Source organism: Halomonas sp. 25-S5 (assembly GCF_029889845.1).
Classification (GTDB): Bacteria; Pseudomonadota; Gammaproteobacteria; order Pseudomonadales; family Halomonadaceae; genus Halomonas.
Genome location: NZ_JARANV010000011.1, coordinates 66496 through 85474, shown reverse-complemented (window position 1 = coordinate 85474; position 18979 = coordinate 66496). Strand labels below are relative to the sequence as shown.

Here is an 18979-nt window from a genome sequence, read left to right as displayed (position 1 = left end):
CGGGAAGCGCCCACCTGCGGTGCGGGTGGGCCTGACCGTCCGGGCAACTCGGCAACAGGAAACAAGCTAGCATGGGACGACGGACATGTTCGACCGGTGCCGTGGCGGCACCGGCGCCCCGGACAGGCCCCGCAAGGCCTCCGTCAGGAGGTGGAGAACGCCTTTTCAATCAAAGGGTTGAAACGATCGTATGACGACTGTGTTGCAGTGCCGAAATGCCCGGTAACGTTGAAAGGTCGTGCACCCTTAGACCAAAGTTGAGCCTCGGATGGAGCCCCGGATGACCCCCGACCGCCTCGCCCCCCTGCAGGAGACCCGACGCCGGCTGGGCCAGCAGCGCTGGCGCGGTCTGGTCTGGCTGACCGGCGCGGCCGATGCCTGCCGCCGGGAGGCCTTGGCCCTGTGGCAGGGGGATGACTGGCCGTCGCCGCTGTGGGTCGCCGCCGAGCCAGTCGAGGGCATCGAGGCGTCGCGCTGGCTGCCGGCGGCCAAGGCCCGCACGCGGCTGGGGGGCGAGCAGGACCTGGTGGTGATGGACGCCGTCTCGGCCGAGAGCGGCTTCGACCCCGAGGCCTTCGGCGCGCTGGCCGGCACCCTGCGGGCCGGTGGCCTGCTGGTGCTGATGACCCCGTCCGACTGGGGCGCGCGCCCCGATGCCGACTACCGCCGCCTGGCCGAGCACCCCTGGCGGGCCGAGCAGCTCAGCGCCCGCTACCTGGCCCGGCTTGCCCGGCTGCTGCGTGCCGACGAGCGCGTGATCCACTGGACGGCGGGGGAGGTGCCGCCGCGCCTGCGTCTGCCCGAGGCGCCGCCGGCAGGGGCGCCGTCGACTTCCGGTGATGGGGACTGCCTGACCCGCGACCAGGCCGAGGCGGTGGCACGGCTTACCCGGCTGCGCCGCCGTCGGCCGCTGGTGCTGACCGCCGACCGCGGCCGTGGCAAGACGGCGGCCCTGGGCATCGCCTGTGCGCGGCTGCTGGCGGCGGGAGAGTCGGATATCCTGGTCACGGCGCCGCGCCCCTCGTCCGTGGCCGGGCTCTTCGAGCGGCTGGCAGCCCTCTGCCCCGAGGGGCAGCGGTGCGGCAATGCCTTTGAGGCGGGTCGCGGGCGGGTCGCCTTTCTGCCCCCCGACGCCCTGGCTCAGCTGGCCGAGCAGGGTGAGGTCGGTGGTCCCGGCCGCTTGCTGCTGGTCGATGAGGCGGCGGCGATTCCCGCGCCGCTGCTGGGGCGCTGGCTTGATGTTTTCCCGCGTATCGCCTTCGCCACCACGCTGCACGGCTACGAGGGATCGGGGCGTGGCTTCGCACTGCGCTTCCGTGAACGGCTCGCGCGCCAGACGCCCGACTGGCGGGCCTGCCACCTGGCCGAGCCGATCCGCTGGGCCGAGGGCGACCCCCTGGAGGCGCTGACCTCGCGCCTGTTGCTGCTGGATGCCGAGCCGGCGGCAAGCCCGAGCGCAGCGGAGACCCCGGCTCTCCGGCGCCTGGACCGCGATGCCCTGGCCCGCGACGAGCCGCGGCTGCGGGCGCTGTTCGGCCTGCTGGTGCAGGCCCACTACCGCACCACGCCCGCCGACCTGCGTCGCCTGCTGGATGGCCCCGGGGTCGCCATTACCGTCCTCGAGGCCGGGCCGGCCCTGCAGGGTGTGGTGGTGAGCGGCGACGAGGGGGGCTTCGCGGCCGGCCTCGCCGAGCAGGTGGCGCGGGGCGAGCGGCGTCCGCGAGGCCACCTGTTGGCCCAGTCGCTGGCCGCCCATGCCGGTGAGCGCGAGGCGCTGACCGCCCGCCTGCGGCGGGTGCTGCGCATCGCCGTGCCGGCCGAGCGGCGTCGTCACGGGGCGGGGCGGCGCCTGGTCGAGGGCGAGGTCGCGCGGGCCCGTCGCGACGGCATCGAGCTGCTGGGGGCGAGCTTCGGCGCCGAGCCGGGGCTGCAGGCCTTCTGGCAGGCCGCGGGCTTCCGGGCGGTGCGCCTGGGGCTGACCCGGGAGACGGCCACCGGCGAGCATGCGCTGATGGTGGTGCGGCCCACCGGCCCTGCGGGGCAGCGACTCGTCGAGCGCCTCCAGGCGCGCTTCCACCGCCAGCTGCCGGGGTTGCTGGCCTTCGAGCTGGCCGAGCTGGCGCCGGCGGTGGTGGTGGCGCTGTTCGCCGAGGCGCCCGCCGCGCCCCTGGGCGACGAGGATCGCCGCGACCTCGATGACGTGGCCTTCGGCCATCGCGAGCCCGCCCTGGCCCGCCCGGCGCTCCAGGCCCTGGTGAGGAGCCGGGCGGGCCGCCAGGACGAGGCGCTGGCGCTGCTCGCCGCCTGGGCCTTCCAGGGGCGCGAGGCGGCCTGGCTGGCGGCGCGCCTCGGGGTGTCGGGGAAGCGAGGTGTGCAGGCCTGGCTGCGCGAGGCCGTGGCACGGCTCCTCGACGGCGAGCGCGGGCTTTCCCCCGGCGAGGCCGGCCGGTAGAGTCCCCGGGTCGATCGCGAGACACAAGCACCATGAACACACATCTAATGAACGAACTGCTGCAGCAGGCCGTGCCGGCCTGGGTGGCCTGGGGGCTGGCCGGGCTGCTGCTGGCGATGGCTTGGGCGGGGCTGTCCTGGCGCAAGCGCCTGGTCGCCGCCGAGGCGCGACTGCTCGTCCGTGAGCGGGAACACGCCGATAGCGAGGCCAGCGTGCGGCGGCTGGAACAGGAGCTGGCCCACAGCGATGCACAGCTGGATGGCAGCCGCGAGCGCCTGGCCGCCCTGGAGGTTGAGCTTTCCGCGACGCGTGAGCGGCTGGCCGAGCGGCGCGAGCATGCCGCCCGGCTGGAGGTCGAGCGCGAGCAGCTGGCGCTGCGGCACCGTGAGCAGCTGGCCCTGCTGGAGGAGGCCCGGGAGCGGCTCAAGGAGGAGTTCCGCCAGCTCGCCGGGCGCATCTTCGAGGAGCGCCAGCAGGCCTTCTCGGTGCAGAGTCGCGACAGTCTGGAGGCCCTGCTGCGCCCCTTCCGCGAGCAGGTCGACCAGTTCCGCCGCCGGGTCGAGGAGCTGCATGGCCAGCAGAGCCGCGACAGCGGCTCCCTCAAGACCCAGCTCGAACAGCTCGCCGGGCTCAATGCCCGCCTCGGCGAGGAGGCCGCGGGCCTCGCCCGGGCCCTCAAGGGCGACCAGAAGGCGCAGGGCCACTGGGGCGAGCTGATGCTCGAGACCGTGCTCGAGCGTAGCGGCCTGCGCCGGGACATCGAATACCGCCGCGAGGTCTCGCTGCACGGGGACCAGGGGCGCCAGCGCCCCGATGCGGTGATCTATCTGCCCGACGACCGCCACCTGATCGTCGACGCCAAGGTGTCGCTGGTGGCCTGGACCCGGGTGGTCAACGCCGAGGACGACGCCGAGCGCGAGGCGGCCATGAAGGCCCACCTGCAGTCGCTGCGTGGCCATGTCACCGGCCTTTCGGGCAAGGACTACCCGGCGCTGCCGGGGCTCAACTCGCCGGACTTCGTGTTCCTGTTCGTGCCGGTGGAGCCGGCCTTCGCCGCCGCCTTCGAGCGCGACCCCACGCTCTTCCAGGAGGCCTTCGACCATCAGGTGGTGGTGGTCACCCCGACCACCCTGCTGGCCAGCCTGCGCACCGTGGCCGGCCTGTGGAGCCTGGAGCGCCAGAACGAGAACGCGCGCCTGATCGGCGACCGGGCCGAGAAGCTGCTGGCCAAGTTCTCCGGCTTCGTCGAGAGCCTCGAGGAGGTCGGCCGTCACCTGGAACGCGCGGGCGACAGCCATCGCCGGGCCATGGGGCGGCTCTCCAGCGGGCAGGGCAGCCTGGTGGCCCAGGCCACCGAGCTGCAGCGCCTGGGGGTGCGCATGAAGAAGCCGTTGCCCACGGAGCTGGTGCGCGCCGCCGGGGGGGAGGGCGAGCCGGACGACGAGGCGACGGGGCGCGCCTGAGCCGCGGCACCGCAACGACGACGCCGCCCCTCGGGGCGGCGTCGTGCTTCGGTTCCGCGGTGCCGGTGATCAGCCGAGGTAGGCGCCCAGCATCCACACGGTCTTCTCCTGCTCGCGGATGTAGTCGCCGGCCTGGGCGGCGGTGCCCTCGTCGTCGGCATCCGAGGCCAGCGAGAGCAGATCGCGCTGCAGCTCGATCAGGGTCTGGTAACCCTGGAGCACGCCGCGCACGCAGGCCTCGCCGTCATGGACGTTCTTGTCCTCCTGGATCCTGGCGAGCTTCACGTAGTCGCTGTAGGCGTGCACCGGCTGGTGGCCCAGGGTGAGGATGCGCTCGGCGACTTCGTCGACCTTGGTCAGCAGATCGGTGTAGAACTCCTCGAACTTCTCGTGGAGCTGGAAGAACTGGCGGCCCTTCACGTTCCAGTGGTAGCCGCGCACGTTCATGTAGAAGATCTGGTAGTTGGCCAGCAGCTCGTTGAGCTTCTCGGCCAGCTGGCTGGCGCTGGCCTCGTGCAGGCCGATGGTATTGGTGTCGCTCATTCAATGCCTCCTTGATCGCGATGCAGGTAGGGTAATACGTCCGCCGGCGGCGGATAAGCCAATTGTCTCCATGGCCACCATAGCCGCTGCCCATGACGTGCGGGTGTCGGGCGCGCTCTTCAAGGCCGGGGGGCGGCCAGGGCGACCCAGAGGCGCACCAGGCCCTCGGTGCGGTCGGCCAGCAGTTCGGCGCAGCGCGCGAGGGCCTCGTCGAGCGCCATGGGGCCATCGGCCAGGGCGAAGGCCGCGGTGACGCCCTCGTCGAAGGCGGCCTGCCAGCCTGGGGCCAGGCGTCCGGCCAGCACCACCACCGGCACCCCGTGTCGATGGGCCAGCCGTGCCACGCCCACCGGGGTCTTGCCGGCCAGGCTCTGGCCGTCGAGCTGGCCTTCGCCGGTGATCACCAGGTCGGCATCCGCCAGCAGGGCCTCGACGCCGGCCTGAGCCATCACCAGCTCGATGCCGGGGCGCAGCTCGGCGCCGAGGAAGGCCCGGGCGGCGAAGCCCATGCCCCCGGCGGCGCCGGCCCCGGGCAGGTCGCGGTGATCCTCGCCCAGGGTCGCGGCGGTGACGTCGGCGAAGCGGGCCAGGGCGGCATCGAGGCGCGCCACCTCGTCCGGTGTGGCCCCCTTCTGGGGGCCGAAGACCGCACTGGCGCCGCGCTCGCCCAGCAACGGGTTGTCCACGTCCACCGCGGTCTCGACCCGCAGGCCGGCCAGGCGCGGGTCGAGACCCTGCAGATCGAGCTCGGCCAGGTCGGCCAGGGGGGCGCCGCCCGGGGCCAGGTCGAGGCCCTTGCCGTCGCGCAGTCGCGCGCCCAGGGCGGCCAGCATCCCTGCCCCGCCGTCGTTGGTAGCGCTGCCGCCGAGGGTCAGCAGTAGCCGCTCGGCACCGCTGTCCAGCGCCTCGCGGATCAGCTCGCCGACGCCGAAGGTGGTGCTGTGCAGGGCGGTGCGTTCGTCGGGCGCCAGCGCCTGCAGGCCGCTGGCCTCGGCCAGCTCCACGTAGGCGGTGCGGCTCCCGGCGTGCCAGCCCCAGTCGGCCCGGGTCGGGTGCCCCAGGGCGTCATGGACGTCCGCCGAGCGCCGCTCGGCCCCGGTGGCGGCCAGCAGGGCATCGAGGCTGCCCTCGCCGCCATCGGCCAACGGGCATTCCAGGGCCTCGATGTCGCCGCCGGCGCGCCGCGCCCCGCCGGCGATGGCGCGCGCGGCAGCGGCGGCGGGCAGGGCATCCTTGAAGCTGTCCGGGCAGATGAGGATCTTCATGGCCGCTCTCGTCGTGTGGAAGGGGTTTCCAGCTTAGCGCCAGCCGGCGCGGGACAGAACCCCGGGGCGCTTCATCCCCGCCGGCTTCCGGCGTAGACTGCTTTTAACCTTCCGCGGAGATCATGCGATGCGTGCATGGCTACTGTTGCTGCTGCCGGCGGCGCTGGCCGGTTGCCAGGTGACGCCGACGACCCTGCCGGTGGCCGAGCCCGCCCCGGCCGCCGAGTGCCGCTGGCCCGCCGGGCCCGGCGATAGCCTGGCCAGGGCCGTCACGGCCCTGGAGGCGCAGGGCTTCCTGGTGCGCCACACCGATGCGCCGCTGGGGCTGGTCAGCGCCGAACGCGCCCGGAAAACCTTCTATCACGGCCATGGGGACGAGCGCCTGCCCCGCTTTGGCGGTTTCGTGCTGGGCGGCAGCGGTGGCCATATTTCTTCCGGCGTGATGCTCGGCATCGGTGGCGGCATCGGGCCGGTGACCGACGAGGCGACCCGCATCGAGCGGGTCTCGGTGGTGGTGGGGGAGCCGCAGGTGCAGGTGTCCCGGGATATCCGCATTTTCGACTGGCGAGGCGAGCTGCGCGAGTCACGCAGTGCCAGCGATGCCGCCTTCTGCCGCGAGCTGCGCGATGCCATCGAGGCCGTACCGGCACAGGAGGCCCCATGATGCGACCCCCCGTCGTTATCCTGCTGGTCGCCTGGCTGGCCGGCTGTGCCACCCCGGCCCCGCCCGAGCCCCGCGAGATTCACCTGGCGGCAGTGCCCGAGACCACCCTGCGCGAGGCCATGGAGCTGCTGATGGAGCGCGGCTACGTGATCCGCCATGCCGACGGCGACCTGGGTCGCCTGGAGGCGGTGCTGGGTCGGATGCCGGGCTACGGCGTGTCGCTGCGCGTGTCCGGCCAGGGAGACGGCAGCCGGGTCAGCTTCATCGCCACCCGCGGTGGGCGGCCCTTGCCGCCCACCGTGCTGGACCCCCTGCTGACCGACCTGCAGTCGCGACTGGGATTATTGCCCTGAGGCGAGGTCCAGCCCTTCCACCTCGGCCAGGATGCGGGCACGCATGTCGGCCAGGCCGTCCAGGTCGTAGGCCTCGGCCTGGCCATGGCCCCAGACCGGCGCCGGCCAGGCGGCGTCCTCGCGACGCCGCACGATGACATGCACATGCAACTGGGCGACGACATTGCCGAGGCTGGCGATGTTGAGCTTGTCGCCGCCCAGGGCACCGAGCATGGCCCTGCCGACCGCCGTGGCCTCCCGCCACAGCTGCTGTTGCGCCGAGGCGTCGAGCTCGAAGACCTCGCTGACGTTGAGGCGGCGCGGTATCAGTACCAGCCAGGGGAAGCGGGCGTCGTCCATCAGTCGCAGCTGGCAGAGCGGCAGTTCGGTGACCGGGTAGCTGTCTGCCACCAGGCGGGCATCGGGTTCGAACTTCGGCATCACGGGTCTCCTTGCGCGTCGGCGGTCCCTGTGCCGGTCATCATGGCACAGCCATCCGGCATCGGGGCAGATTCCCCCGGCAGGGCTGCCCCGGTATGCTGGGTAGCCTATCTCCGACCCGCCCACAACGGACGCTACCATGACGCTGCTCGAGGCGCTTGCCCTGCTGGCCATCGGGACCCTGGCCGGCTTCATCAACGTGCTCTCCGCGGGGGGCTCGATGCTGACCCTGCCACTGCTGATGTTCCTGGGGCTGCCGCCCCAGGCCGCCAATGGCACCAACCGGGTTTCGATCGCGCTGCAGAGCATCTCCGCGGTGACCAGCTTCTTGCGTGCCGGTGCCCGCTACGTGGGGCTCTCGCTGCGGCTCTCGGTGCCGGCGGTGGTCGGCTCGCTGCTCGGTGCCTGGCTGGCCCTGCAGACCGGGGATGCGCTCTTCGAGGCGATCCTGATCACGGTGATGGCGTGCTCGGCGGTGCTGATGCTGCTGCCCCAGCCGCGCCTGGAGACCCGCCCGCTGACCCCGGAGCGCCTCACCCCGGCGGTCTATCTGGCGATGTTCGCCATCGGCCTCTACGGCGGGTTCATCCAGGTCGGGGTGGGCGTCCTGTTCATCGTGGTGCTCTATCGCATGCTGAAGATCGACCTCGCCCAGGTGAACGTCTTCAAGGTGCTGATCGTGCTGGTCTATACCCTGCCGGCCCTGGCGATCTTCCTGGCCAATGACCAGGTGCGCTGGAGCTATGGCCTGGTGCTGGCGGGGGGCAGCATGCTGGGAGCCTGGCTGGCGGTGAAGGTCAACATGAGCCCGCGCGGGGCCTTCGTCGTCAAGTGGCTGACCGTCGCGGTCATCGCCGCGATCATCCTGCGCCTGCTGCTGGGCTAGGGGCCGTTGCCGGGCTGGGCGGCCTGTCGCTGCGGCCATCACGTGCTAAATTAAGGATGTAGCATTCCCTTACTGCATAACGGAAAGGACGAGGAGGCGAGCATGAAAAGGACACTTGCACTGGTGCTGGTCGCGCTGTTCAGCCTGTCGCTGCTTGGTGGCTGCAATACCATGCGTGGCGCCGGACAGGACATCGAGGAGGGCGGCAAGGCGGTGCAGGACGCCGCCAGTTGATGCCCCTGGGCATGATAGAGAAACCCTCCCGCGCGGCGCCGGAGTCCTGCTCCGGCGTGTGAAGATACCGGCAGGGCCGGGCAGGTGACGCCTGTCTCCCTGCCCCTCTATCTCCCGCCTTTCCCCATTCAGGGGTCCTCGTGCCTGGCCTGGGTACGACGCTCCTCCTCCTCGGCCTGCTTGCGCAGCTTCTTGCGCAGGGCGGCCTTCTCGAAACGCAGCTTCTGCAGACGGGTGTCCAGCCTGAGCGGCGGCACCCTGGCCGGCTTGCCATGGTCGTCCACGGCGACCATGGTCAGGTAGCAGCTGTTGGTGTGGCGGATCATCTTCTGGCGAATATCCTCGGCGACCACCTTGATGCCGATCTCCATGGAGGAGCTTCCGACGTGGTTGACGCTGGCCAGGAAGGTGACCAGTTCACCGACATGGATCGGCTGCTTGAACAGTACCTGGTCGACGGACAGCGTCACCACGTAATGACCGGCGTAGCGGCTGGCACAGGCATAGGCCACCTCGTCGAGTTTCTTGAGGATGGCGCCGCCATGCACCTTGCCGCTGAAGTTGGCCATGTCCGGGGTCATCAGCACGGTCATCGAGAGCTCGTGCTGGCCCGTCAGGGTCTGGTCGTCCATCGAAGTGTCCCCGTGAAGGTTTTCCACAGCATAACGCCTTGCTCCCGCGGAGGGGAGCAAGGCGTTGTCGGGCGGGTATCGGCGCGTGCCGGGGTCAGAACCAGGTCAGGCCGACGGCGATGATGATGCCGGTGATGAGCAGCTGGATCAGGCAGAAGCCCATGATGTCCTTCGCCTTGAGGCCGGCGATCCCGAGCACCGGCAGGGCCCAGAAGGGCTGCAGCAGGTTGGTCCAGGCGTCGCCCCAGGCCACGGCCATGGCCACCCGGGGGATGTCCACGCCCAGGGCCTGGGCGGCCGGCAGCATCACCGGGGCCTGCACGGCCCACTGGCCGCCACCGGAGGGCACGAAGATGTTGACGATGCCGGCACTGATGAAGGACCAGAAGGGCAGGGTGGTCTCGGTGGCGAAGGAGATCAGCGCGCCGGACAGGGTCTCGGCGAGCCCGGACTGCACCATGATCGCCATGATCCCGGCGTAGAAGGGGAACTGGATCACGATCCCGGCGCCGCCCTTGATGGCCTCATGCAGGCTGTTGAGCAGGCTCTGGGGCGTGCGATGCAACACGATGGCCAGGAACAGGAACAGGAAGTTCACCACGTTCAGGTTGAGGCCGCCGCCGCGCAGCACGAAATGGTCGAACAGGAACAGCAGGCCGGGGATGCCGACCAGCCAGGCCAGCGTCATGCTGTTCTCGAGGCGCTCCGCCGGGCGGGTGATGCGCGGCCGTTGCGTCTCGGTCTCGCCAAGCAGCTTGGGATCGATGTAGACGCTGTCCTTCTCGTCTGGAAGCATCATCCGGTTGACCAGCGGTACCGCCACGAACAGGCAGAGCACGATAGCGATGTTGAACAGCGAGAAGATGGTCTCGCCGGTACCGATCACGCCGATCTGCTCGACGGTGAAATGGCCCTCGGTGGCGATGGTCAGAGGGATCGAGCCGGCGAGCCCGCCGTGCCATACGACGAAGCCGGAGTAGGCGCTCGCCACCAGCAGGCGATAGTCCACCCGAACCTGGCGGGCCAGCTCCTTGGCGAACAGGGCGCCGACCACCAGGCCGAAGCCCCAGTTGATCCAGCTGGCGGCCAGCGAGACCAGGGTCACGAGCAGGATGGCGGCGCCGGCGTTGTTGGCCAGGCCGGCCAGCTTCTGCAGCAGGCGGCTGACGGGGGGGGAGCTTGCCAGCATGAAGCCGGTGACCAGCACCAGCAGCATCTGCATCGAGAAGGTCAGCAGGTTCCAGAAGCCGTCCCCCCAGAACCTCAGCACCGCCAGCGGGGTCTGTCGCTCCACGGCGATGGCCGCGGCGGCGGCAATGACCGTCAGCAGCAGCACGAAGATGTAGGGGTCGGGCAGGTACTTCTCGACCAGCCTGACGGCCGGTCTCGATAGGGCCTTGAGCATGGGGGTTCCCTTGTTCTGTTGTCGATGTTGGCGTGCCTGACAGAAAGTAGCGCACCCTCAGAAGGTTGCGCTACCCGGGGCGGTACTCGTCGTCAACGAAGCCGGCCCCGCCGTGGTGGCGCCAGCGAGTGCGGCGATGGTGACGATAGTAGGCCGCGAGCACGCCCGAGCGCACCATAGCAAAGGCCAGGAAGGCCAGCCACAGGCCGTGGTTGCCCAGTGGCGTGGTCAGCCACCAGAGCGGCAGGTAGACCGCGAGCCCCGCATAGATGCTGTTGCGCATCTCGCGGATCGCCGTGGCGCCGATGAAGACGCCGTCCAGCAGATAGCTCCATACCGCCACCAGCGGCATGACGACCATCCAGGGCAGGTAGTCGCCGGCGGTGGCGCGCACCTCCGGCAGGCCGGTGAGCAGCGCGATCAGCCACTCGCCGCCCAGGGCGAAGGCCAGCGCGGCGAGCCCCGCCGTGACCAGCGAGAAGCGGGCGGCGCTGCTGACGACCCGGCCGAACTCGTCGAAGCGCCGGCGGCCCACGGCGCGGCCGGCCAGCGCCTCGGCGGCATGGGCGAAGCCGTCCAGGGCGTAGCTGGTCAGCATGATGAACTGCAGCAGCACGGCATTGGCCGCCAGCACGGTATCGCCCTGGGCGGCGCCGCGGGAGGTGAAGAAGGCCATGGCGAACAGCAGGCCCAGGGTGCGTACGAAGAGGTTGGCGTTGACCCGGAAGAGCTCGCCGTAGGCGGCCAGGCGCAGCAGCCGCTCGCGCAGGAAGTGACCCGACAGCCACCTGAGCTGACGCGACACCAGCCAGAGGCCGAAGGCCAGTGCCGTGTAGTCGGCGAGCACCGTGGCCCAGGCGACGCCGTCGCTGGTCATCCCCAGCCCCACCACGAACAGCAGGTCGAGGGCGATGTTGACGCCGTTGGTCAGCACCAGGATGGACAGCGTCACCCGCGAGTTCTGCTGGCCGAGGAACCAGCCGAGGATGGCGTAGTTGGCCAGCACCGCCGGGGCCGAGAGCAGCCGGATGCGGGCGTACTCCGCGGCCAGCTGCGTGGCGACCTCGCTGCCGTCGAGCAGCCACAGTCCCAGCGTCACCAGCGGGCCCCCGGCCAGTATCAGTCCCAGGCCGATCCCCAGGGCGAGCAGCAGCGACTGGCCGAGCAGGTTGCGTACCTCGCCGTCCGCCTCGCGGCCCACCGCCTGGGAGGTGAGGCCGGTGGTGCCCATGCGCAGGAAGCCGAAGCCCCAGTAGAGAAAGCTGAAGAGCGTCGCCCCCAGGGTCACCCCGGCGAGATAGCGCGAGTCGGGCAGGTGGCCGACCACGGCGGTATCCACCAGCCCGAGCAGCGGCACGGTGACGTTGGAGAGGATGATCGGCCAGGCCAGCGCCAGGATGCGCTGTCGCGTGCCTACGCGGTCGGTGCTCGAGGGCGACGTCACGGTGGGTCCCTTAGGGTGAAACGGGGCAGGGTGGCGCGTCTCGCCCCGTAACGCAACGGCCCCGCCGGTTGGCGGGGCCGTAGGGAAGCATGCGGAGGACGCTAGAAGCGGTAGCCCAGGCTGGCGGAGAAGAGGTCGATCTCGAAGTCCTCGCCGCTGTCGCTGATATCGTAGCGCTCGTATTCGGCACGCATCATGATCTGCTGGATCTCGTACTCGGCGCCGATGCCGTAGAAGGGATCGGTGCCATCCTCGCCAGCGGAAGCACGATAATATGAGCCATCAAGCGTTGCGTTTCCTTCCAAGTCAGCCTCCCAAGCAACCATGCCCAGCTTGCCATGGACACTGAAGCCGTTCTGGATCGGAAGCTTGCCTACTAGGGCAAATCCAAACCCATCAACGCCCAGTTTGATGTTGGCATTGTCTGGACCGCTTGAGCCACTTGCACTGAAGTCGCCAAAGTCCAGATAGCTGGCCTCGACGGCAAAGTTGGGATTGAACTGGTAGCCGGCAAACAGCTTGTAGCCGGTATCAGTATCATCGGTGCTGACCCCGTAACTATCCCATTCATTTAACGTATCGTTATCTAGCGAGGAGTGGCCAATCCCGGCACCCAGGTAGGGCCCCTCGGCGGGATTGTACTGATAGCTCTGGGCGAAGGCGGGCGAGGCGACCAGGCCGGCCAGGGCGGCGGTGGCGATCAGGCGTTTCATCATGCGCTCCTTTGCATGCTGGGGCAGGCGGGCCTGCAGTTGGGCAAGCGGCAAAAGCCGGCTACCCTGATGTAAGATCCTGTGAAAGGATGTAACCTCGATGATTCTAGGTGCTAATTCGAATGAATGCCATGGTCCGGCGGCGGCCGGCAGGGCGACAATCCAGGCGACAGGGCAGGGAGCGAGGATGATGAAGCGACTGGGCAAGAGCACGATGTTCGCCATGCTGGCACTGGTGATGCTGCTGGGCAGCCTGCCGGCCGTGGCACAGGGAGAGCGTATGGAGGCCCAGCCCAGCGGCGGGGCGATGATCGCCGATGCGGTCGTCGCCCGGCCGCTGCTGGCGGTGGCCACGGTCGGTGGTGCGGCGATCTTCCTGGTGTCGCTGCCGTTCACGGCTCTCGGCGGCAACGTGGACGAGGCGGCGGAGACCCTGATCAAGACTCCGGCCGAGGCGGCCTTCCGGCGCTGCCTGGGCTGCAAGGTGAGCAGGCGCGCCGACGAGCTGTAGGGAAAACACTGATTTATTGCTGTCCTCGCCATCCTGGCTGCCAGCGGTGCCGAGGCGTCGGGTCGTCGTTCGCGACATAAATCAGCGTTATCCCGCTTTGTCGATATGCCTTGAGAACAAAACAAGGCGCCCCGCTCGATGAGCGGGGCGCCGTTGGTCGTGCTGGCGTCGAACGGGTCAGGCCGCGGTGATGAGGTGGTACTTCTCCATCAGCGCGTCACGACTCTCCTTGTGCTCCGGGTCCAGCGGAATGCAGTCCACCGGACAGACCTGTTGGCACTGGGGCTCGTCGTAGTGGCCGACGCATTCGGTGCACAGGCCGGGGTCGATGACATAGATCTCTTCCCCCGGCGAAATGGCGCCGTTGGGGCATTCGGGTTCGCAGACGTCGCAGTTGATGCACTCGTCGGTGATCATCAGGGCCATGGGGTACCTCACGGATGTCGCTGGCCGGCAAGCGGTCCCGGGAAGGAGCTAATCCCGAGTTTCCTGGTCAGGTATTGTAATGGCTCTTCAGCGTCTCGGCGACCCTGGGGTGCACGTGCTTGGAGACATCGCCGCCTAGCCCGGCGATCTCGCGCACCAGGGTGGAGGAGATGTAGGAGTTCTCCACCTCCGGCGTCAGGAAGACCGTCTCCAGCTCCGGCATCTGGGCGCGGTTCATGTTGGCCAGTTGCAGCTCGTACTCGAAGTCCGACACCGCCCTCAGCCCGCGCAGCAGCACGCGGGCCTGCTGTTGCTTCATGAACTCGGTCATCAGCCCCGAGAAGCCGACCACCTCGACGTTGTCGAGGCCGGCCACCACCTCTTGGGTCAGGGCGATGCGGGTGTCGATGTCCAGCACAGGCCCCTTGCCGGGACTCGTGGCGATGGCCACCACCACCTTGTCGAACAGCCGGGCGGCACGCTCGATCAGGTCGAGGTGGCCGTTGGTGATGGGGTCGAAGGTGCCGGGATAGACGGCGGTATTCATCTCGCTTCTCCTTCGTCGAGTCGTCCGAAGGGGTTGTTCACGGCCAGCGACACTTCCCGCGCATAGCCAGGAATGCGGATGGCGTCCCGGCCGACATCGAGTTCGGGCCCCTCCAGTACGCCCTCGCCGAAGCGGTAGCGAGCCACGAAGCGGCCTCGGTCGGCAGCCTGATGATAAGCCGCGGCGGCCTCCCGGGTGGCCTCGCGGCGCGTCTGCCAGGCGGCCACGGCGGTCTCGCCATGGCGCTGCAGCAGCAGTCGCTCGGTCACCGCGGGGGAGAGCACCACGCCGGTGGCGTTGTTGCCACCGAAGCCCTTGGCGTTGATGAAGGCGGCATCCGCGACGAAGGGCAGCGGTTCGCGGAATAGCTTCAGGCGCTCGGCGTGGACGTCGTCGGCCACGGCATCCAGGGTGAAGATGCCCGGCAGCAGCCCGTGGGCGAAGCTGCCCAGGGCGCTGGTCAGCTGGTCGCCGGCGGCACTGCCCTGGGAGTGGCCGACGAAGGCCTTCACCGCCACCACCGGCCACGCCGTGATGCCGTGGGCGCGGGCCACCTGGTCGAAGACATGGGACTCGGTGATGCGGTTCTTGGGCGTGCTGGTGCCATGGGCGTGGAGGAAGGTGCGCTCGCGCAGGGCCTTCTCGCCGAGCATGTCGCGCACCAGCGCGGCCGCCTTGGCCAGGGAGATGTAGTTGCCGATGCCGGGGGCGGAGATCGAGCGCTTCCAGCCGTCGGCATTGACGAACACGCCCGGCACGCTGCCGAGGACCTCGGCACCGGTCTCAAGGGCCAGGGCGTCATCCATCAGCATGATGAACTGGCTGGACTCGCCCATGGTGAAGCCGCAGTTGCGGGCGAAGGGCCGGCAGGCCCGCTGGTAGTCGGCGTCGGTGAGCAGCTCCAGAGCATCCAGCGCCTTGAGGCCGTCGTCATCGGCCAGCGCTCCCATGGTGCGGAAGCCCTCGATGACCTCGGGCGTGATCGGGGCATCGGCAGTGCCCACCAGCACGACCCGGCGGCGGCCGGCTCGGATGTCGTCCACGCCCAGGCGCAGGTTGTAGAGGAAGCTGGCGCAGGCGCCGAGTGCCGCCCCGGTGCCGCCCACGCTGCCCAGCACATAGGCATTGATGAAGTCGGCGGGCATCTGACCATAGCCCAGCGGCATCTGCTTGGAGGTGGCGCGCTTGCCGGAGACGAAGCTCTTGAGCAGGCCGCCCCAGCCCTCGTCGTCGAGCTGGCCGATGGAGTTGCCGGCGTAGACGGCGACCTCGTCGGGGTCCAGGCGGTCGCGCAGGCTGTCCCACTCCAGGCCGCTGTCGCCCAGGCAGTCGCTGGCGGCGAAGATCGTCATCGCCAGGCCGCGGGGATGGTGCACGCTGCGATAGAGGCGGCTGGGCTCGAAACCCGTGGGAAGCTGGCCGGCGGCGCGCACCTGGGCCGGGCGCGTCTCGGGCAGCATCACTTCCATGGTGCCGGCGGGGACGGTGACCTCGAGGCTCTGGCGGTCCAGTTCCTGGACCTGCCAGGTGGGGGGCAGGTCGTCGGGCAGTTGCCGGCGACGGATGCGGAAGGTCAGCGGGGTGTCCAGCGCGAGGCTCGCCTTGCGGTTGGCCGGCAGGCCCTCCTCGTTGAAGCGGGGATCCTCGATGCGCCGGATCAGGGTGTGGTCGAGCACCTGCTGGCGGGTCTGCTCGACGATCTCGGCGGCGTCCAACGGCCGGCCCTCGGCGTCATGCCAGGCACCATCTGCCTGGCAGTCGGCCAGGCGCATCATCGCCGCCAGGCCCAGCAGGGTGCGGGCCTGGTCGTCGTCGGGCAGGGCGTTGAGCACGGTACGGCGAAACGCCTGGTGGCCCGAGGTTCGGCCGGCGGGATTCACGCCGCCCATGCCGACGATCACCGGTAAGTGTGGCAAGCCGGGTTCCTCGTTGTGCGGTTGATATCGTGGCTGCATGTGTCGCTGTCAGGCCATGGATCATAGCACCCGGCTCGTGGCGGCGTCATGCCGGGGCCCCTGCGCGGGGGGCTTGCGGCTGGTAGAATGCTGGCCCTTTCCGTTTCCGCCGAGCCGCTGCCATGACTGCCCGTTCGCGATCCATCGTCAGCCGCCAGACCGGCCCCCACCAGGACCTGCCCCGCCGCGTGGCGCGGGCCCTGGCGCACCCCCTGCGCAAGCCACTCGCCGCGCACACCCGTGAGGCCTTTGACCGGGCCCGGGACTGGCTCGAGCACCGCAATGGGGCGTCATTGATCCTGGATGCGGGATGCGGCGTGGGGCTCTCGACGCGCCGGCTGGCCGAGCAGGACCCGGCCGCCGCGGTGATCGGCGTCGACCGTAGCGCCGATCGTCTCTCCCGGGATCACGGCCCGCTGCCGGACAATGCCCTTCTGGTGCGCGCCGACCTGGTGGACTTCTGGCGCCTGGCCCTGGACGCCGGCTGGCGCCCGGCGCGTCACTTCCTGCTCTACCCCAACCCCTACCCCAAGGCCGCACACCTGAAGATGCGCTGGCAGGGGCATCCGGTGCTGCCGGTGATCCTGGCGCTGGGCGGCCGGCTGGAGCTGCGCTCCAACTGGCGGCTCTACGCGGAAGAGTTCGCCCTGGCGGTGACCCAGGTCACCGGGGTGGCGACCGAGGCGGAACCCTTCGTGCCGGGCGAGGCCTGCCTGACGCCCTTCGAGCAGAAGTACGATGCCAGCGGGCAGGCGCTCTGGCGGCTGGTGGCCGAGCTTCCCCACGACCCCGGTCTGGTGCCCGGGGGCGCGCTGCCGGCCGCCGGGGAGGAGGGCTGATGACGTTCCTGTTCCTGGCCCTGGCGATCGTTGCAGAGGTGATCGCCACCAGTGCGCTGAAGGCCTCGGCGGGTTTCACCCGACTGTGGCCCAGCGTCACGGTGGTGGTCGGCTATGGCCTGGCCTTCTACCTGCTCGCCTTGGTGCTGCGCACCATGCCGGTGGGCATCGCCTACGCCTTCTGGGCGGGGCTCGGCATCGTGCTGGTGACTCTGGTGGGCATCCTGGTCTATGGCGAGAAGCCGGACCTTCCGGCACTGCTGGGCCTGGCCATGATCGTTGGTGGCGTGGTGGTGATCCAGGTGTTCTCTTCCATCTCGTCCCATTAAGCTGAGGGCCTTTCATGCTCCCTGGAGGTTCCATGCGCCGTCGCCCGCTGCTCTGCGTCCTGCTGATGCTGCTGCCGCTGTTCGCCCAGGCGAGTGGCTTCACCCGCCTGGCGGAGCTCGCCGACAAGGGCTTCCTGCTTGGGGCCGAGGCGCGTCTGCTGGGCAGCGGCGAGACCCTGGGTGCCATCGAGCCCGAGCGCCAGCTGTCACCGGCCTCGGTGTCCAAGGTCTACCTGGCGGCGGCGGCACTGGAGCGCTGGGGCCCCCAGCACCGGTTCACCACCCGGCTGGTGAGCCTGGCCGAGCCTGATGCGGACGGGGTGCTGCACGGTAATCTGGTGCTCGACGGCGGGGGCGACCCGATGCTGACCAGCGAGGATCTGTGGCGCCTGGTGCAACGCCTCCATCAGGCCGGGGTGCGGCGCGTCGACGGCCGGCTGGTGATCAGCCAGTGGCGATACGGCCCGGTAGAGTGCATCACCACCGACCGTTGCCAGGCCCATTCCCGGGTGGCCAATGCTTACAGTGCGTTGCTCTCCTCGGCTGGCGTGAACTATGGCAGCTGGTGCGTCAGTGTGGCTCCGGCCACCGTGCCCGGCGACCCCGCCCGCATCACCAGCTGCGACAGCCAGGCGCCGATCGTCGGGATCGACAACCGCGTCGAGACCAAGCCCGACGACAGCGGCACCCGGCTCAATGCCGAGCGTGTGCTGCGTGACAGCGGCGACGTCATGGTGGTGAGCGGGCAGATCTCCACCAATGCCCGGCCCCGGCCCATCTACCGGGCCAGTTCAGACCCGGCGCGCCAGAGCGCGGCCACTCTCCTGGCGATGCTGGAACAGGCCGGAATCGGCGTGCGTGACGGTGCCGGCGTGGCTGCCACCGAGCCGCCGGCCGAGGCCCGTTCCCTGGCCGAGGTGGAGAGCGAGCCGCTGCAGGAGCTGCTGCTGCGCACCCTCAACTACTCCAACAACTTCATGGCCGACCAGCTGGCGCTGAATCTGGTGGAATCTCCCCGCGCCGGTCTGGTGCAGGCCGGCAGGGCACTGGAGGCCTTCGTGGCCGGCCTTCCCGGTCACGGTCCCGTGACCCTGCGCAGCGGCAGTGGCCTGACCCCGGAGAACCGCACCTCGGCGGCGGGCATCACCGCCCTGCTGGAGAGCATGTACCGCCGGCCGGCGCTCTTTCCCAGCTTCGTCGCTGCCCTGCAGTTGCCAGCCAACGGCGTGATGCGCTACCTGCGCCGCGGATCAACGACCTTCCAGCAGCATGTCATGCTCAAGACCGGCACCCTCAACCAGCCAGTGGCGGTGCGCGCCGTGGGCGGCTACTTCCGCACCCGCAGCGGGCAGTGGGGCGTGTTCGCGGCGCTCGTCAACGGTACCGCGAACACCCCCTGGCTCAACTGGCAGCAGGTGCTCGAGCCGCTGGCCGCCGACCTCGAGGAGATGATCGATGCCCACTGATATTCCGGATCTCGCGACATGAAGCCAGGACACACCGGCTGGCAGCACCTGGTGCACTCCACCCGCTACTCCCTCAAGGGGCTCAGGGCGGCCTTTCGCAACGAGGCCGCCTTCCGCCAGGAGCTCGGGGTCTGCGTGGTCCTGCTGCCGCTGGCCTGGTGGGTCGGCCAGGGACCGGTGGAGTGGATCCTGCTGGCGGGCAGCTGCCTGCTGGTGCTGATCGTGGAACTGCTCAACAGCGCCATCGAGAACGTGGTGGACCGCATCGGCAGCGAGCACCACGAGCTCTCGGGCCGTGCCAAGGACATCGGCTCGGCGGCGGTGATGCTGTCGCTGTTCATCGCCGGCCTGACCTGGGGGTTACTGGCCTGGCAGAAATTCCTCGGCTAGGCCGGGTTATGGGGCGGGGCAGGCTTCGCTATGCTGGAGGCA

At 69.8% G+C, this 18979-nt stretch carries 21 protein-coding genes; 11 read left to right on the top strand and 10 right to left on the bottom strand.

The annotated features are described in order from the left end of the window. Positions 1 to 280: 280 nt before the first annotated feature. Positions 281 to 2452: a GNAT family N-acetyltransferase gene (locus tag OP498_RS09835; protein WP_280553391.1), complete on the top strand. Its 2172-nt coding sequence runs from the start codon at positions 281 to 283 to the stop codon at positions 2450 to 2452. Positions 2453 to 2484: 32 nt separating this feature from the next. After that, a complete protein-coding gene (gene rmuC, locus OP498_RS09830; protein ID WP_280553389.1) occupies positions 2485 to 3915 on the top strand; it encodes a DNA recombination protein RmuC in 1431 nt (476 codons plus the stop codon). A gap of 69 nt (positions 3916 to 3984) precedes the next feature. Here rmuC and OP498_RS09825 read toward each other — a convergent pair whose 3' ends face one another. After that, complete coding sequence (locus tag OP498_RS09825) at positions 3985 to 4458, bottom strand: Dps family protein (protein WP_280547702.1); 474 nt, start codon at positions 4456 to 4458, stop codon at positions 3985 to 3987. Positions 4459 to 4577: 119 nt separating this feature from the next. Next, complete coding sequence (locus OP498_RS09820) at positions 4578 to 5723, bottom strand: glycerate kinase (protein ID WP_280553388.1); 1146 nt, start codon at positions 5721 to 5723, stop codon at positions 4578 to 4580. Between the two features lie 127 nt (positions 5724 to 5850). On the opposite strand from OP498_RS09820, the gene OP498_RS09815 reads away from it, so the two are divergent. Further along, positions 5851 to 6387: a hypothetical protein gene (locus OP498_RS09815; protein WP_280553387.1), complete on the top strand. Its 537-nt coding sequence runs from the start codon at positions 5851 to 5853 to the stop codon at positions 6385 to 6387. After that, positions 6384 to 6740, top strand: coding sequence for a hypothetical protein (locus OP498_RS09810; RefSeq protein ID WP_280553386.1), 357 nt, complete (start codon positions 6384 to 6386; stop codon positions 6738 to 6740). Before OP498_RS09815 ends, OP498_RS09810 begins: the two co-directional genes overlap by 4 nt. On the opposite strand, the gene OP498_RS09805 is transcribed toward OP498_RS09810, so the two are convergent. Beyond that, positions 6729 to 7160 carry an HIT family protein gene (locus OP498_RS09805; RefSeq protein WP_280553385.1) on the bottom strand — a complete coding sequence of 144 codons (432 nt, stop codon included), beginning with the start codon at positions 7158 to 7160 and terminating at the stop codon, positions 6729 to 6731. The two genes, OP498_RS09810 and OP498_RS09805, sit on opposite strands and share 12 nt — an antisense overlap. Before the next feature lie 139 nt (positions 7161 to 7299). Between OP498_RS09805 and OP498_RS09800 the strand changes: the two genes are divergently transcribed. Together OP498_RS09800 and OP498_RS09795 are read left to right on the top strand one after the other, a co-directional pair. Beyond that, positions 7300 to 8046: a sulfite exporter TauE/SafE family protein gene (locus OP498_RS09800; RefSeq protein ID WP_280553384.1), complete on the top strand. Its 747-nt coding sequence runs from the start codon at positions 7300 to 7302 to the stop codon at positions 8044 to 8046. Positions 8047 to 8148: 102 nt separating this feature from the next. Next, positions 8149 to 8280 (top strand): entericidin A/B family lipoprotein, encoded by a 132-nt coding sequence (locus OP498_RS09795; protein ID WP_280553383.1) that lies wholly within the window; start codon positions 8149 to 8151, stop codon positions 8278 to 8280. A gap of 128 nt (positions 8281 to 8408) precedes the next feature. Here the strand turns inward: OP498_RS09795 and OP498_RS09790 are convergent, their stop codons facing one another. The 4 genes from OP498_RS09790 to OP498_RS09775 form a co-directional block, all read right to left on the bottom strand. Next, complete coding sequence (locus tag OP498_RS09790; RefSeq protein WP_280553381.1) at positions 8409 to 8912, bottom strand: acyl-CoA thioesterase; 504 nt, start codon at positions 8910 to 8912, stop codon at positions 8409 to 8411. Positions 8913 to 9006: 94 nt separating this feature from the next. Then, complete coding sequence (locus OP498_RS09785) at positions 9007 to 10317, bottom strand: short-chain fatty acid transporter (protein WP_280547710.1); 1311 nt, start codon at positions 10315 to 10317, stop codon at positions 9007 to 9009. 70 nt (positions 10318 to 10387) lie between these two features. Continuing rightward, a complete protein-coding gene (locus OP498_RS09780; RefSeq protein WP_280553380.1) occupies positions 10388 to 11761 on the bottom strand; it encodes an MATE family efflux transporter in 1374 nt (457 codons plus the stop codon). Between the two features lie 101 nt (positions 11762 to 11862). Further along, entirely contained in the window at positions 11863 to 12474 is a 612-nt protein-coding gene (locus OP498_RS09775) for a porin family protein (protein ID WP_280553379.1), read from the bottom strand. Positions 12475 to 12661: 187 nt separating this feature from the next. On the opposite strand from OP498_RS09775, the gene OP498_RS09770 reads away from it, so the two are divergent. Then, positions 12662 to 12985 carry a hypothetical protein gene (locus OP498_RS09770; RefSeq protein WP_280553378.1) on the top strand — a complete coding sequence of 108 codons (324 nt, stop codon included), beginning with the start codon at positions 12662 to 12664 and terminating at the stop codon, positions 12983 to 12985. A gap of 177 nt (positions 12986 to 13162) precedes the next feature. On the opposite strand, the gene OP498_RS09765 is transcribed toward OP498_RS09770, so the two are convergent. From OP498_RS09765 to OP498_RS09755, 3 genes are all read right to left on the bottom strand, one after another. Continuing rightward, positions 13163 to 13411: a YfhL family 4Fe-4S dicluster ferredoxin gene (locus OP498_RS09765; RefSeq protein ID WP_089713546.1), complete on the bottom strand. Its 249-nt coding sequence runs from the start codon at positions 13409 to 13411 to the stop codon at positions 13163 to 13165. Positions 13412 to 13478: 67 nt separating this feature from the next. After that, the gene (gene coaD / locus OP498_RS09760; protein ID WP_280547714.1) at positions 13479 to 13958 is read right to left on the bottom strand and encodes a pantetheine-phosphate adenylyltransferase; all 480 of its coding nucleotides are present in this window, start codon (positions 13956 to 13958) and stop codon (positions 13479 to 13481) included. Then, the gene (locus tag OP498_RS09755) at positions 13955 to 15847 is read right to left on the bottom strand and encodes a beta-ketoacyl synthase (RefSeq protein WP_280553419.1); all 1893 of its coding nucleotides are present in this window, start codon (positions 15845 to 15847) and stop codon (positions 13955 to 13957) included. The genes coaD and OP498_RS09755 overlap by 4 nt, the downstream gene beginning before the upstream one ends. Positions 15848 to 16035: 188 nt before the next feature. Here OP498_RS09755 and OP498_RS09750 point away from each other — a divergent pair, with 188 nt between their 5' ends. The 4 genes from OP498_RS09750 to OP498_RS09735 are packed head-to-tail and all read left to right on the top strand — an operon-like array spanning position 16036 to position 18937. Continuing rightward, positions 16036 to 16752 carry an SAM-dependent methyltransferase gene (locus OP498_RS09750; protein WP_280553377.1) on the top strand — a complete coding sequence of 239 codons (717 nt, stop codon included), beginning with the start codon at positions 16036 to 16038 and terminating at the stop codon, positions 16750 to 16752. After that, positions 16752 to 17081 carry an SMR family transporter gene (locus tag OP498_RS09745; protein ID WP_280547716.1) on the top strand — a complete coding sequence of 110 codons (330 nt, stop codon included), beginning with the start codon at positions 16752 to 16754 and terminating at the stop codon, positions 17079 to 17081. The genes OP498_RS09750 and OP498_RS09745 overlap by 1 nt, the downstream gene beginning before the upstream one ends. 32 nt (positions 17082 to 17113) lie before the next feature. Continuing rightward, positions 17114 to 18547 (top strand): D-alanyl-D-alanine carboxypeptidase/D-alanyl-D-alanine-endopeptidase, encoded by a 1434-nt coding sequence (gene dacB, locus OP498_RS09740; RefSeq protein WP_280547717.1) that lies wholly within the window; start codon positions 17114 to 17116, stop codon positions 18545 to 18547. 18 nt (positions 18548 to 18565) lie between these two features. Next, positions 18566 to 18937: a diacylglycerol kinase gene (locus tag OP498_RS09735; RefSeq protein ID WP_280547718.1), complete on the top strand. Its 372-nt coding sequence runs from the start codon at positions 18566 to 18568 to the stop codon at positions 18935 to 18937. The last annotated feature ends 42 nt before the right edge of the window (positions 18938 to 18979 follow it).

Coding starts and splice junctions, on each gene's coding strand:
- OP498_RS09745 (WP_280547716.1), top strand. CDS start 16,752: ATGACGTTCCTGTTCCTGGCCCTGGCGATCGTTGCAGAGGTGATCGCC.
- OP498_RS09785 (WP_280547710.1), bottom strand. CDS start 10,317: ATGCTCAAGGCCCTATCGAGACCGGCCGTCAGGCTGGTCGAGAAGTAC.
- OP498_RS09735 (WP_280547718.1), top strand. CDS start 18,566: ATGAAGCCAGGACACACCGGCTGGCAGCACCTGGTGCACTCCACCCGC.
- OP498_RS09755 (WP_280553419.1), bottom strand. CDS start 15,847: ATGGGCGGCGTGAATCCCGCCGGCCGAACCTCGGGCCACCAGGCGTTT.
- OP498_RS09750 (WP_280553377.1), top strand. CDS start 16,036: ATGACTGCCCGTTCGCGATCCATCGTCAGCCGCCAGACCGGCCCCCAC.
- coaD (WP_280547714.1), bottom strand. CDS start 13,958: ATGAATACCGCCGTCTATCCCGGCACCTTCGACCCCATCACCAACGGC.
- OP498_RS09765 (WP_089713546.1), bottom strand. CDS start 13,411: ATGGCCCTGATGATCACCGACGAGTGCATCAACTGCGACGTCTGCGAA.
- OP498_RS09815 (WP_280553387.1), top strand. CDS start 5,851: ATGCGTGCATGGCTACTGTTGCTGCTGCCGGCGGCGCTGGCCGGTTGC.
- OP498_RS09835 (WP_280553391.1), top strand. CDS start 281: ATGACCCCCGACCGCCTCGCCCCCCTGCAGGAGACCCGACGCCGGCTG.
- OP498_RS09790 (WP_280553381.1), bottom strand. CDS start 8,912: ATGGACGACCAGACCCTGACGGGCCAGCACGAGCTCTCGATGACCGTG.
- OP498_RS09820 (WP_280553388.1), bottom strand. CDS start 5,723: ATGAAGATCCTCATCTGCCCGGACAGCTTCAAGGATGCCCTGCCCGCC.
- OP498_RS09795 (WP_280553383.1), top strand. CDS start 8,149: ATGAAAAGGACACTTGCACTGGTGCTGGTCGCGCTGTTCAGCCTGTCG.
- dacB (WP_280547717.1), top strand. CDS start 17,114: ATGCGCCGTCGCCCGCTGCTCTGCGTCCTGCTGATGCTGCTGCCGCTG.
- OP498_RS09810 (WP_280553386.1), top strand. CDS start 6,384: ATGATGCGACCCCCCGTCGTTATCCTGCTGGTCGCCTGGCTGGCCGGC.
- rmuC (WP_280553389.1), top strand. CDS start 2,485: ATGAACACACATCTAATGAACGAACTGCTGCAGCAGGCCGTGCCGGCC.
- OP498_RS09770 (WP_280553378.1), top strand. CDS start 12,662: ATGATGAAGCGACTGGGCAAGAGCACGATGTTCGCCATGCTGGCACTG.
- OP498_RS09775 (WP_280553379.1), bottom strand. CDS start 12,474: ATGAAACGCCTGATCGCCACCGCCGCCCTGGCCGGCCTGGTCGCCTCG.
- OP498_RS09800 (WP_280553384.1), top strand. CDS start 7,300: ATGACGCTGCTCGAGGCGCTTGCCCTGCTGGCCATCGGGACCCTGGCC.
- OP498_RS09825 (WP_280547702.1), bottom strand. CDS start 4,458: ATGAGCGACACCAATACCATCGGCCTGCACGAGGCCAGCGCCAGCCAG.
- OP498_RS09805 (WP_280553385.1), bottom strand. CDS start 7,160: ATGCCGAAGTTCGAACCCGATGCCCGCCTGGTGGCAGACAGCTACCCG.